Raw genomic sequence first — 12,241 nt, 5'->3', positions numbered from 1 at the left:
GACGGCGGCAGACGACGGCGCGCTGTCAGTCGCGCAGGGCGGCCCAGGCGTCGGCGACGACGTCGCGGATCGACGGGTGCTCGGGCTTCCAGCCGAGTTCGCGCTGGATCTTGTCGGACGAGGCGACCAGCACGGCCGGGTCACCGGCGCGGCGCTCGCGCACGACCGCGGGGATCTCGTGGCCGGTGACCTCGCGGCAGACCGACAGCACTTCCCGCACGGAGAAGCCCGTCCCGCTGCCCAGGTTGTAGATCTTGTGCTCGCCCGCCGAGCAGGCGTCCAGTGCCAGCAGGTGGGCCCCCGCGAGGTCGGCCACGTGGATGTAGTCGCGCACGCATGTGCCGTCGGGAGTGGGGTAATCCGTGCCGAACACGCTGACCGACTCGCGACCGCCGAGTGCGACGGCGAGGACGTTAGGGATCAGGTGGGTCTCCACGGTGTGACGTTCGCGGTAGACGCTGCCGTCCGCGGCGGTGTAGGCGCCGCCCACGTTGAAGTAGCGCAGGCTCACCGCGGCCAGGCCGTACAGTCCGGCGAACGCGCTCAGCGCGGTGTCGACCGCGAGCTTGGACGCGCCGTAGGGGTTGGTCGGCCGGGTCGGGTCGGTCTCCTCGATCGGGGAGCGCTCCGGCTCGCCGTACGTCGCGGCGGTGGAGGAGAAGACGATCCGTCCCACTCCCGCGCTCCGCATGGCGTCGAGCAGGGCGAGGGTGCCGCCGAGGTTGTGCGCCCAGTAGAGGTCCGGCCGTTCCACCGACTCGCCGACGAGGGACTTCGCCGCGAAGTGGAGCACGCCGTCCATGCCGGTCAGCAGACCGGCGGCCTCGGTGATCGACCCTTCGACGAAACGGGCGCCCGGTGGCACCGCGTCGGCGTGGCCGGTGGAGAGGTCGTCCAGCACGGTGACCTCGTGGCCCGCCTCGACGAGTCGCGCCGCCACGACGCCGCCGATGTATCCGGCGCCTCCGGTGACGAGCAGCTTCACGGAGCCTCCTGTTTGATGATGTTTGTACTTGTTTACTTTTGTAAGTCTATTGCCAGCATATGCTGGCACATCAAATATCGACCACCGCCGGAACGGGCGACCGCCATGACGGAGACGACCTCGTGAACAGCGTCCTGGCGAACATCGCCTTGGTCATGCTCTTCGTACTGATCGGGGGATTCTTCGCCGCGGCGGAGATGGCCATGGTCTCCCTCAGGGAGAGCCAGGTCAGGCGGCTCGACGCCCACGGTCGCAGGGGGGCGAGGGCGGCGAAGCTCGCTCGCGACCCCAACCGCTTCCTGTCCGCCGTGCAGATCGGCGTCACCGTGGCGACCATGCTCTCGGCCGCCTTCGGCGCCGACACCCTCGCCCAGGACCTCATCCCGGTGGTGACCGGCTGGGGGGTGCCCGAGGCCGTGGCGGCCCCGCTCTCCCTGGTGCTGGTGACGCTGGCGATCTCGTACGCCTCGCTCGTCCTCGGCGAGCTGGTCCCCAAGCGGATCGCCCGGCAGCGCGCCGAGGGGATCTCCCTGCTGGTCGCGCCGTTCCTCGACCGGATGGCCCTGCTGTCGCGGCCGATCATCTGGACGCTGTCCAAGTCCACCGACGGGGTCGTCAAGCTGCTCGGCGGCGACCCCCGTGCCGACCGCGAGGAGATCTCCACCGAGGAGTTGCGCGACATGGTGGTGGGGCACCACGAACTCACCGCCGACGAGCGTCACCTGATCGGGGAGGTCTTCGCGGCGGGCAAGCGGCAGCTGCGCGAGGTGATGCTGCCGCGCACCGAGGTGGAGTTCATGTCCGTCGACACTCGGCTGGCCGAGGCGGCGGTCCTGGCCGCGGCCATGCCGCACTCCCGCTTTCCCGTCTATCGCGACTCCTACGATGACATCGTGGGCTTCGTCCACATCCGCGACCTGCTCGATCCGGTGCTGACCGGGTCCATCGAGCCGATCGGCGAGCTGGTGCCGATCCGCCCGGTCAAGCTGGTCCCCACCAGCAAGCGGCTGATGGCGACGCTGTCGGAGATGCGCAAGGAGGGGCACCACCTGGCGATCGTGGTCGACGAGTACGGCGGAACGGCGGGCATCGTCACCCTGGAGGACCTCGTCGAGGAGCTGATCGGCGACATCCGCGACGAGCACGACGTGGCGGACGAGCACGTCGCGCTGCCCGCGGGAGAGGTCGAGCTCGACGGTCTGGCCAACCTCGACGAGGTGGCGGCCGAGACCGGGATCCGCCTGCCCGACGGCCCGTACGAGACCCTCGGCGGGTTCGTCATGGGAGCGCTCGGACACCTTCCCGCGCTGGGGGATCGGGTGGAGATCCCGGGGTTCGACCTCACGGTCACCGACATGGACGGCCGCAGGGTCTCCCGGGTCAGGATCAAGCGGAGAGCGCCGCGCCAGGAGGCGCCACCCGCCTCCGAGAGCTGAACCTCGCGAACCAAGCACTCCCGACAGCTGACAGAATTGGCTGCTATGGCCAGTCCTCGTGTCCTGTCGGGAATCCAGCCCACCGCAGACTCCTTCCACCTGGGAAACTACCTCGGTGCCATCAGGCAGTACGTCGCCATGCAGGAGGGGTACGACGCGTTCTACTGCGTCGTCGACCTGCACGCGATCACCGTGGACTACCAGCCGGAGGTGCTGCGCAGGCGCTCCAGGGTCGCCGCGGCCCAGCTCTTCGCCGCAGGGCTCGACCCCGAGCGCTCCACGGTCTTCGTGCAGAGCCACGTCCGTGAGCACACCGAGCTGGCCTGGGTGCTGATCTGCCTCACCGGGATGGGCGAGGCCGGGCGGATGACCCAGTTCAAGGACAAGGCGGCGAAGGCCGGTGAGAGCTCGGCCAGTGTCGGGCTGTTCACCTACCCGATCCTGCAGGCGGCCGACATCCTGCTCTACCAGGCGAACCAGGTGCCGGTCGGCGCCGACCAGAAGCAGCACCTGGAGCTCACCCGCGACCTCGCGCAGCGCTTCAACCACCGCTTCGGCGAGACCTTCACGCTGCCGGACCCGCACATCGTCAAGGGGGTCGAGAAGATCACCGACCTCCAGGAGCCCACGGCGAAGATGTCGAAGTCCTCCTCCTCGCCCACCGGGATCCTGGACCTGCTGGAGCAGCCGGGGCCGCTCCGTAAGAAGATCATGCGTGCGGTCACCGACACCGGCTCCGAGGTCCTCGCCGACGACGAGAACAAGCCCGGCGTCACCAACCTGCTGCGCATCCAGTCCGCGCTGAGCGGCGTCCCGATCCCCGAGCTGGAGGCGCGCTACGCCGGGCAGGGGTACGGCACGTTCAAGAAGGACGTGGCCGAGGTGGTGATCGACACCTTCACCCCGATCCGCGAGCGCACCGAGAAGCTGCTCGCCAACGAGGCGGAGCTCGACCGGATGCTCGCCGTCGGGGCGACCAGGGCCCGCGCGGTGGCCGCCGAGACCATGGCCAAGGTGCGTGACCGGGTGGGCTTCCTGCCCACTTCATGATCTTCCGTTGCGGTCCGGGAGGTGTTCCCAGCCGGACCGCGACGACTCCACACGGCCCTGACGACCTTCCGTCGCACGGGTTCGGGCGGCCTCCCGCCCGCTCCGTGATCTCCCGTGTACGCACGGCTGTTTTTTCGCCGCTGTTCACGATCGGGACGGCGGTGATTGGGTAGGGGGGCGCACGTGACAAGCGTGCTGGAACGTATCCAATCTGCCCGTGAGCGGTTCGGGAGGGCGTTTGGTGCGGCCCGGATCAGGTGGCGCTGGCTGGATCATCTGGCCAGGACCTTCCAGCGCTACCAGATCCAGTCCGGTGACCGGCTCGCGGGAGCGATCAGCTACTTCGCCTTCCTGTCGTTCTTCCCGATCATCGCGCTCGCCTTCGCGGTCTTCGGCTATTTCCTCTCCGTCAGGCCCGACGCCATCGTGACCCTGCAGACGGCGATCAACCAGTATCTGCCGGGCCTCGCCGACAAGCTGCCGATCCAGCAGATCGCCGCGTCCCGGACCAGTGCCGGGATCATCGGCCTGCTCGGGCTCCTCTACGCGGGACTCGGCGCGATCGACGCCCTGCGCGGCGCGCTGCGTGAGATCTTCATGACGACCGAGGCGCCGCTCAACTTCGTCCTGGCCAAGTTGAGGGATCTGGCCGCGCTCCTGCTCATCGGTACCACGCTGGTGTTGTCGGTGCTGGTCGGGGGGTTCGCCACCCAGGCGAGCGGGGTCGTGGCCGGGTGGCTCGGTCTGGCGGGTTCGCCGGTGGCGACCGCCACGATCTGGCTGGCCGGGCTCACGGTGAGCGTGCTCACCGACGTCGTCGTCTTTCTGGTCATCCTGCGCTGGCTTGGCCGCTCCAGGCAGCCGTTGCGGGTGCTGCTGCGCGGTGCGCTGCTCGGCGCGGTCGGTTTCGCCCTGCTCAAGCAACTCGCCGTGCTGATCCTTTCCGGCACCCTGAACAATCCCGTCTACGGGGTGTTCGCCGTGGTCGTCGGCCTGCTGGTCTGGCTCAACCTCTCGGCCCGGGTGATCATGTACGCCGCCGCCTGGACCGCCACCGCGTCCCTCGGCCCCCCGCCCGATCCCACCCCGGTCCCGACGACCGCCCTCCGCGCCTGATCTTCCGCAATCCGGTGAGCTCCGCCGCTCGCTATATCTTGTTCCCCGATATATGTTGTCGGGCATGACTCCGAGAGTGATGACGGAGCCGGCGTTTCTCATCCTCACCGCGCTGGTCGGCGAGCCGTGTCACGGCTACGGCATCGTGCGGGAGGTCGAGGAACTGTCCGGCGGGCGGGTCCGGCTCAAGGTCGGCACGCTTTACGGTGTGCTCGACCGGCTCGCGGGCGACGGGCTGGTGGCTCTCGACCGCGAGGAGGTCCAGCAGGGACGGCTGCGCCGTTACTACCGGCTCACCGACTCCGGCTCACGGACGCTGGAGGCCGAGGCCGTCCGGCTCGCGGAGAACGCGAGGACCGCCGTCGACCGTCTCCGCGCCCGGCAGGGCCGCCCCTCCGTCGCGGGAGGCCCCGCGTGAGGGAGAGCGAGGACGCCCACGCGAAAGAGGGCGAGGACGCCCACGTGAGGGAGAGCGGTGACGACGGTGCGCCGACGAACCTGCTGGAAAGGCGTTACCGCCACTGGCTGCGCCTGCTGCCCGCCTCCTACCGCGCCGAGCGCGAGGAGGAGATGGTCTCCGTCTTCCTGGAGGGCTCGCCCGGCGTCTCCGACGCCGACGGGCCCCGGCCGCGCTGGTCGGAGATCGCCAGTATCGCCGTGCTCGCGGTCCGGGTCCGCCTCGGCGGAGCGGGGGGCGCGGAGCCCAGATTCCTCGCGTGGGGCGAGACGGTCCGCCTGACGGCCCTGCTGGGACTGGGCCTCCAGGCGTTCCTCGGCGCCCTGACCGCCGCGATCGCGCTGCGCGCGTACGGGGTGATCGGCGCGGTCGACCCCCTGCTCGCCCAGGCGGCGGGTCCGGCGGGGTCGCCTGAGCGGCTCGCGAACATCCTGGAGGGCCTCGCCGGCCCCCTGTGGTTCGCCCCGTTCGCGGCGCTCCTCCTCGGACATCCGCGCGCCGCCAGGGCGCTGGCGCTCGTCGCGCTCGCGGTGGGACTGCCGGTCCTGGTCCAGATGTCCCTGGACGGCTTCCCCGGGCTCGCGCTCGCCGGTCTTCTGGCCCCCCTGGTCACCGTGTCGGCCCTGTGGACCGGTTTCCAGCGGGACTCGCGCCCCGCGCGGCGGTCGCCGTGGCTTCTGCTCCCTCCTCTCGCCGCCGGTGTCGCCGTCGCCGCGCTGTACGAGGCGATCGCGTCTCCCGCCGCGAGCGTCGCCTGGATATGGCCGTGGCTGGACGAGCCCGGCCTCAGGAGCGCGTTCGTCCTGGGGGCCGGCGTCGCGTACGCCTGCGTGCACGCGTACGCACCCGCGCGGCGCACCCCGTCGTGGCCGCTGGCTCTCGCGATCCTGGCGCTGCCGACGCTGTGTGCTCGCCTGATCGGGCTGAGCCACCACTTCGGCTTCGCCGACGGGATAAGCCGGACCATCACCCTCGGCATGGTCGGCCAGGCGGTGCTGCTCCTCGCCCTCGTCGTCGGGGGTGTCGTCCTGGGGATCAGGATCCTTCCGGCCGCACCGGCCAGGAGCGGCCGGGGGCCGGTCGAGGGGTGAAGGGCGAGGAGGGCTCTGGTCAGCGCGCCCGGCGGGAGCGTCCGCGCAGGCCGTACATCAGCCAGGTCAGGCCGCCGAGCAGGACGACGCCGAGGGCGTAGTAGACGACGGGGACGCCCTCGTCGGCCGGTCTCGTGGCCGCGGCCGGGTCCTGCGCGGAGACCGGAGCGGGGAGTGCGGGGGCGGCGGGGGGCGCCGAGACGGCGGGCCCGGTGGGCAGCGGGGCGGGCTCGGGGACCGGGTCGACCAGTTGGCCGACCGGGACGACCTTGCCGCGATTGGCGAACCCCCAGTCGAGCAGGTCGGCGACCTCCTCCCAGAAGTAGCCGTCATGCCGCATGATCGACACGATGACGGTGTGGCCGTCGCGCTTCGCCGCGCCGACGAAGCTGCCCAGGGCCTTGGAGGTCCAGCCGTTCTTGACGCCGATCATGCCCTTGTAGCGCCAGAGCAGCTTGTTGTGGTTGCCGATCTCGTAGTAGCCCTTGGGCGCCGGGAACTTGTCAGTCTTTGTGCTGATATATCGCCGAAAATCGGCGTTGGCCAGGCCGGCGCGGGCGATCAGCGCCAGGTCATAGGCCGAACTGCTCTGGCCGGGCTTGTCCAGCCCGCTCGGGGTCTTGGCCACCGTGTCGAACGCCTGCAGACGCCTGGCCTCGGCGTTCATGTCCGCCAGGGTCGTGGCGAGGCCGCCGTTGGCCTCGGCCAGGGCCATCGCGCAGTCGTTGCCCGAGACCAGCATCAGTGCCTTGAACAGGTCCTCGACGGTGTAGAGAGGCTTGGGGACCAGGCCGACCGCGCTGCCCTCCTCGTTCACCGCACGCCTGCTCGGCGTGATCTTCAGCTTCTTGTCCAGCTTGGGGATGAGGGTGAGGGCGGTGAGCGCCTTCAGCGTGCTCGCGGGAAGGTAGCGCCCGTGGGCGTCCTTGGCGGCCAGCACCTCACCGGTCTCGGCGTCGGCGATCACGTACGACTTCGCGGCCGTCTTGGGAGGGGCCTTCACACCCCCGGGGAGGATGAGACCTCGCCCCCCGAGCCGGGAGCCGCCGACCGGCTCCTTCTCGTGGCGCGCGGCCACTGGAACGGCACCCGTGCGCAGGTCCGGCGAACCGGCCGCCGCGGGCGCGTCCGCGACCCGGGCCTGTGCGGGCGCGCCGAGGAGGGCGGTCGCCGCGAGCAGCACCCCGACGGGTGCGACATGTTTGATCCCCATGATGAGCTCAGGGTAGCTTCGTACCGGTTCGCATGGAGTTACAGGTGCCCTGACCAGCGAGGAGCCACTCGGCGGAATACTGACACCATGCGAATAACGCGAAAGACAGCCGCTTTCCTGATCGGCCTTGCCGCTTTCATGATCTTCGAATGGATCACCCTTGGCTTCAACCTCACGGATGGTCATCCGACGGCCTTCTACGTGGTCCACGGAATCCTGATCGCCGTCAACATCGTGCTGGCGATCGTGCTCGGTGCGATCGGCCTACGCGCTCTGGCGAAGCGTGACGAGCGTCCTTCCGTGTAGCTCGGCGGCCTCCTCGGCGGAGTCGCCGATGCTGGTGAACCCGAGCTTGCCGTACTTCGTGACCCCGCCCAGCATGTGCAGCACGTTCCCGGTGCGGCGCTCGCGGTCGAAGCCGAGGCCCTCGTCGTGGATCAGCTTGACCACCTCGCCGGGCAGACGGCCACGAAGGGAGGGCGAGGCGCAGTTGTCCGTCGCCACGTAGTGCTTCGGCCGGCCCGCGTGCACGAGCGTGTGGCTTTCCGGATCGTACGACGCGCCGGTGGTCAGGAGGGCGGCGCCGAACGGGTGGGTGGTGCCGCCGATGCGCAGGTTGATCTCGCACATCAGTGTCCGGTAGCCGCCGTCGGTCTTGACGGCGAAGAAGTCGATGCCGAACAGCCCCACCACCCCGCGGCCCGCGAGGATCCTGGCGATCCGCTCGGCGTACTCGCCCAGCTCGGCCCGGTACTCCTGGCGGGCGGGGAAGCTGCAGCCCTGGTAGACGTCGCAGTTGGGACCGCCGAGGACCTGCTCGTGGGTGGCGACCACGTCGTACGAGCCACCGGGGGTGATCCGGGCCAGCGCGCTGGGGGAGCGCAGGGGCCGGTCCTCGATGAACTCCTCGATCACCGCTCCCCGCTCGGCGACCTTCTCGGCGAACGTCGTCCAGTTCTCGTCGGAGGCGGAGAAGCTCGTGGGGCAGGAGGCGAGCGGCCGGTCGTCCTTGGTCACGATGGCGTTGCCGAGCCCCGAGTAGCTGTTGTTGAGCTTGACCATGAGCCTGCCCGCGGGCTTCATCGCGTGGGCGGCGCGTTCCACCTCGGTCAGCGAGCGCAGGTCGCCGAAGCCTCTGACCAGCGGCACCCCGGCCTCGTCGCCGACCACACGCCCGCCGCTCTTGGAACCCAGGTGGGCGAGGGAGGTGGCGGGGCCGTAGATCGGCAGGGAGAGGATCCCCGCGAGGCGCTCCTCGTACTCGCTCACCACGAACGGCACCATCCAGGCGGGTCTGTCGTTCCTGTTCGCGTGCCAGGGGGCGTCGCCCTGTGGGGGGTCGCCGAGGGCGGCACGGATGCGCGCGATCACGTCCGGGCGGCGCAGCAGCGCCTCGGTGAGCGGATGCGTGTCAGGATCATCCAAACTGATCATTCGCAGGCGCGTGCGGGCCTCGTCGGGATCGTCGAGGAAGCCCAGGTAGTAGTCCACGACCGCGCTGTCCACCGCCGTCGAGGTCAGGTAGACGACCTCGACCTTCGGCTTCCTCAGGGTGAGGAGGAGAAACAGCAGCCGCTCCTCGTAGGAGAGGGCTCCGGTGATCCTGCGCAGCTCATCCTGGGGAAGCGACAACGAGGGGAGGACCACCAGGGTGCCCTCGTCCGGTTCGAATATGCTCAAACGCGACTGCCTCTCCCCGAATGGGATGTTAGCGATCATGTGAGGAGTGAAACACGCATTCCTCCCGTTTACATCACTCCGCCGGGTTCGATGACCGGCACCTGAGGTCACGTAAATTGCCAGGTCGGCGATGTTTGGGAATGGCCCGGTGGTGACGTCCCCTCGGACCCGCCCTCCCCCGGTACGACCATCGTCTCATAGTCAATTTGGGCCATCTTTCCTGGTCATCCCGGGTCGGAAGGTGTACGAGTGGGGCATGGGGTGCCAAAACATTTGGCCTGGATGTCGGCGAGCTGCTCGGGAGGAGGGATAAAGTCGTTGTCATCGCCAACGCGACGGCTTCCCCGGGGCACCGGCCTGCCGTTCCCGCGTCGGTGACCGACCAGCCCGTGCTGACGCGGCCCGTGAGACCCCACTCCGGTCCGGCGGTGCGGCGATCGCTTTTTTCGAGACTGCCTCATGGGTTTCGAGATCCTGGGCAGTTGCACGGTGCGTCGAGGATCCAGAGCCCGCCGGCGCGGATGGGACGGTGAGCAATGCGGGGGCGTAATTTGCGAGGAGAACTCGACACGTTCCTCGCCGGTCGCGAGCAGGAGCTCATCGCTTTCCGCCGGGACCTGCACATGCATCCCGAGCTCGCGTTCGCCGAATACCGCACGACGCAGCGCGTCGCCGAGCGCCTGACCGCCGCCGGGCTGGTCCCCTCGGTGCTGCCGCGCGGCACCGGCCTGCTCTGTGACGTCGGCAGCGGCGACGGCCCGACCGTGGCGCTGCGGGCCGACCTCGACGCGCTGCCCGTGCCCGACGAGAAGGACGTCCCGTACAGCTCGACGGTCCCCGGCGTGTGTCACGCCTGCGGGCACGACGTGCACACCACGATCCTGCTCGGCACCTCGCTCTTCCTCGCCCAGCAGGCCGAGGCCGGTCTGCTGCCCGGCAGGGTCCGGCTGATCTTCCAGCCCGCCGAGGAGCTTCCCGGCGGCGCGCTGGAGGTGATGGCCTCGGGCGGCATCAGCGGCGTGGACCGCATCTTCGGCCTGCACTGCGACCCCCGGCTGGACGTCGGCAAGGTCGGCCTCAAGGCCGGTCCGATCACCTCGGCCTGCGACAGGGTCACGATCCGGGTGAGCGGTCCCGGCGGGCACACCGCCAGGCCGCACCTCACCGCGGACCTCGTCTTCGCGCTCGCCAAGATCCTCACCGAGCTCCCCGCCGCGCTCTCGCGCCGGATCGACCCCCGTTCCTCGCTCAGCCTGGTCTGGGGCCGGGTCGAGGCGGGCTCGGTGGCCAACGCCATCCCGGACGACGGCGTCGCCGAGGGCACCGTGCGCTGCCTGGACGAGGCGGCCTGGCACGCGGCTCCCGACATGATCAAGTCGCTGCTCGAGTCGGTCGCCGGCGCGTACGGCGTCGAGGCCGAGATGGAGTACGTGCGCGGCGTGCCGCCGGTGGTCAACGACAAGGTGAGCGTGCATATGCTCGCCGAGGCCGCCGAAGGCGTGCTCGGCGAGGGTGCCCCCGTGCCGACGGAGCAGAGTCTGGGCGGCGAGGACTTCGGCTGGTATCTGGAGTCCATCCCCGGCGCGTTCGCCAGGCTCGGCACCCGCAAGCCGGGGTCGGCGCACCTGGCGGACATCCACCAGGGCACCTTCGACGTGGACGAGAGCGCGATCGGCACCGGGGTACGTTTCCTCGCGGCGACCGCGCTCACCGCCCTGTGGGAGGGGCAGCGCCCCGTCGCGGGCGACACGCTCATGGCCGTGAACGCCGACAAGTAGCGCGTTCCTGACATCTAGTCAGACGAAAAGTCCGGACATATCCTGAGGAACCAGCCGATGGTCCCCGAAGAAGATCATCGGCTCCCGGGCGGACGGGCCGATACCGGGCCGTGGCGGACGTTCGGAGCTACCGACAGGTAACCCTGTCCGGTTTTTGGGTCACAAGGTGGCCTGAGCTGGATAACGGACCTGTTGCGGACTCATGCGTTGGTTTGGTCAACCCTGATGGACCAACTATCTTCCGTGCAGGGTTGCCGTGCGTCTCTTCGCGCGTGCACTGAAACGCGAAGGGAGTCCATCTTGCTTCAGAACCGATTCGGCAAGCTGGCCGCGACCGCACTGGCGGGCAGCATGCTCATGGGAGCTGCCGCGTGTGGTGGAAGCGAGGAACCGGCTACGTCGGCGCAGCCGAGCGGGGCCGCCAGCAGTGAGGCGTCGGCCGCGGCGGGACCGAAGGTCGGTCTCGCGTACGACATCGGCGGGCGTGGCGACCAGTCGTTCAACGACTCCGCGGCGGCGGGCATCGACAAGGCCAAGGCCGAGCTGAACCTGGCCGAGGTCAGCGAGCTGGAGGCCGGTAACGGCGAGACCGAGGCGGCCAAGGAGGAGCGGCTCCGCCTGCTCGCCGACGGCGGCTTCAACCCGATCATCGCGGTGGGGTTCGCGTACTCCAACCCGGTGAAGAAGGTCGCGACCGAGTTCCCCGACGTCAAGTTCGCGATCGTCGACGACGCGGCGGCCGAGGCTCCCAACATCTCGAACCTGCTGTTCGCCGAGCACGAGGGCTCCTTCCTGGTCGGTGCCGCGGCGGCGCTGAAGAGCAAGAAGAACCACGTGGGCTTCGTCGGCGGCGTGCAGGTGCCGCTGATCAACAAGTTCGAGGCCGGGTTCGCCGCGGGCGCCAAGGCCGTCAAGTCGGACGTGAAGATCGAGGTCAAGTACCTCACCCAGCCGCCGGACTTCACCGGCTTCAGTGACCCGGCCAAGGGCAAGACCGCGGCCGAGGGCATGTTCGACGCGGGCGCCGACGTGGTCTACCAGGCCGCGGGCGGCTCCGGTGGCGGCGTGTTCGAGGCGGCGAAGGCCGCCAAGGGTCTCGCCATCGGCGTCGACTCCGACCAGGCGAAGACCGCCGCCGCCGACCTGCAGAGCGTCATCATGACCTCCATGGTGAAGAAGGTCGACGTCGCCGTCTTCGACTTCCTGAAGAGCTTCACCACCAACCAGGTGAAGGCCGGCAGCACGATCTACGACCTCAAGGCCGACGGCGTCGACTACTCCACCACCGGTGGCCAGGTCGACGACATCAAGGCTCAGCTCGACGAGTACAAGCAGAAGATCATCTCCGGCGAGATCACCGTTCCGGACAAGACCTCCTGACCTGGTACTAATGAGGGGCCCGGCGGACATTTCCCCCGGGCCCTTTGTCCTACAT

11 protein-coding genes are annotated in these 12,241 nt (G+C 69.4%); 8 read left to right on the top strand and 3 right to left on the bottom strand.

Annotated features, from left to right (window positions below):
• Positions 1–25 precede the first annotated feature (25 nt).
• Positions 26–985, bottom strand: coding sequence for a UDP-glucose 4-epimerase GalE (gene galE, locus ACIBH4_RS08550; RefSeq protein WP_362763049.1), 960 nt, complete (start codon positions 983–985; stop codon positions 26–28).
• Between the two features lie 122 nt (positions 986–1,107).
• On the opposite strand from galE, the gene ACIBH4_RS08545 reads away from it, so the two are divergent.
• The 5 genes from ACIBH4_RS08545 to ACIBH4_RS08525 all read left to right on the top strand — a co-directional run bounded on the left by ACIBH4_RS08545 (position 1,108) and on the right by ACIBH4_RS08525 (position 6,135).
• Positions 1,108–2,421 carry a hemolysin family protein gene (locus ACIBH4_RS08545; protein WP_362763052.1) on the top strand — a complete coding sequence of 438 codons (1,314 nt, stop codon included), beginning with the start codon at positions 1,108–1,110 and terminating at the stop codon, positions 2,419–2,421.
• Between the two features lie 45 nt (positions 2,422–2,466).
• Positions 2,467–3,471: a tryptophan--tRNA ligase gene (trpS, locus tag ACIBH4_RS08540; RefSeq protein ID WP_362502675.1), complete on the top strand. Its 1,005-nt coding sequence runs from the start codon at positions 2,467–2,469 to the stop codon at positions 3,469–3,471.
• A 183-nt stretch (positions 3,472–3,654) separates the two neighbouring features.
• On the top strand, positions 3,655–4,587 hold the full coding sequence (locus ACIBH4_RS08535) for a YihY/virulence factor BrkB family protein (RefSeq protein WP_362763055.1): 933 nt from the start codon (positions 3,655–3,657) through the stop codon (positions 4,585–4,587).
• 64 nt (positions 4,588–4,651) lie between these two features.
• A complete protein-coding gene (locus ACIBH4_RS08530; RefSeq protein WP_362502669.1) occupies positions 4,652–5,005 on the top strand; it encodes a PadR family transcriptional regulator in 354 nt (117 codons plus the stop codon).
• The gene (locus ACIBH4_RS08525) at positions 5,002–6,135 is read left to right on the top strand and encodes a hypothetical protein (protein ID WP_362763058.1); all 1,134 of its coding nucleotides are present in this window, start codon (positions 5,002–5,004) and stop codon (positions 6,133–6,135) included. Before ACIBH4_RS08530 ends, ACIBH4_RS08525 begins: the two co-directional genes overlap by 4 nt.
• A 19-nt stretch (positions 6,136–6,154) precedes the next feature.
• Here ACIBH4_RS08525 and ACIBH4_RS08520 read toward each other — a convergent pair whose 3' ends face one another.
• Positions 6,155–7,348 (bottom strand): D-alanyl-D-alanine carboxypeptidase, encoded by a 1,194-nt coding sequence (locus ACIBH4_RS08520; protein ID WP_362763060.1) that lies wholly within the window; start codon positions 7,346–7,348, stop codon positions 6,155–6,157.
• 87 nt (positions 7,349–7,435) lie between these two features.
• Between ACIBH4_RS08520 and ACIBH4_RS08515 the strand changes: the two genes are divergently transcribed.
• Positions 7,436–7,654, top strand: coding sequence for an SCO4848 family membrane protein (locus tag ACIBH4_RS08515; protein ID WP_362502660.1), 219 nt, complete (start codon positions 7,436–7,438; stop codon positions 7,652–7,654).
• Here the strand turns inward: ACIBH4_RS08515 and ACIBH4_RS08510 are convergent.
• A complete protein-coding gene (locus ACIBH4_RS08510; protein WP_362502657.1) occupies positions 7,613–9,028 on the bottom strand; it encodes a peptide ligase PGM1-related protein in 1,416 nt (471 codons plus the stop codon). The two genes, ACIBH4_RS08515 and ACIBH4_RS08510, sit on opposite strands and share 42 nt — an antisense overlap.
• A gap of 536 nt (positions 9,029–9,564) precedes the next feature.
• Here ACIBH4_RS08510 and ACIBH4_RS08505 point away from each other — a divergent pair.
• Together ACIBH4_RS08505 and ACIBH4_RS08500 are read left to right on the top strand one after the other, a co-directional pair.
• The gene (locus tag ACIBH4_RS08505) at positions 9,565–10,806 is read left to right on the top strand and encodes a M20 family metallopeptidase (protein WP_362763062.1); all 1,242 of its coding nucleotides are present in this window, start codon (positions 9,565–9,567) and stop codon (positions 10,804–10,806) included.
• 300 nt (positions 10,807–11,106) lie between these two features.
• Positions 11,107–12,186 (top strand): BMP family ABC transporter substrate-binding protein, encoded by a 1,080-nt coding sequence (locus ACIBH4_RS08500; protein ID WP_362502651.1) that lies wholly within the window; start codon positions 11,107–11,109, stop codon positions 12,184–12,186.
• The last annotated feature ends 55 nt before the right edge of the window (positions 12,187–12,241 follow it).

It is taken from the genome of Streptosporangium sp. NPDC050284 (assembly GCF_044459525.1).
Taxonomy (GTDB): domain Bacteria; phylum Actinomycetota; class Actinomycetes; order Streptosporangiales; family Streptosporangiaceae; genus Streptosporangium.
Note: the sequence above shows the minus strand (reverse complement) of the source record. Positions and strands in the feature narration are given on the sequence as shown.

What these genes read in the sequence shown, in the direction of transcription:
- ACIBH4_RS08505 (WP_362763062.1), top strand. Translation starts at nt 9,565, where the DNA reads ATGCGGGGGCGTAATTTGCGAGGAGAACTCGACACGTTCCTCGCCGGT.
- ACIBH4_RS08515 (WP_362502660.1), top strand. Translation starts at nt 7,436, where the DNA reads ATGCGAATAACGCGAAAGACAGCCGCTTTCCTGATCGGCCTTGCCGCT.
- trpS (WP_362502675.1), top strand. Translation starts at nt 2,467, where the DNA reads ATGGCCAGTCCTCGTGTCCTGTCGGGAATCCAGCCCACCGCAGACTCC.
- ACIBH4_RS08530 (WP_362502669.1), top strand. Translation starts at nt 4,652, where the DNA reads ATGACTCCGAGAGTGATGACGGAGCCGGCGTTTCTCATCCTCACCGCG.
- ACIBH4_RS08520 (WP_362763060.1), bottom strand. Translation starts at nt 7,348, where the DNA reads ATGGGGATCAAACATGTCGCACCCGTCGGGGTGCTGCTCGCGGCGACC.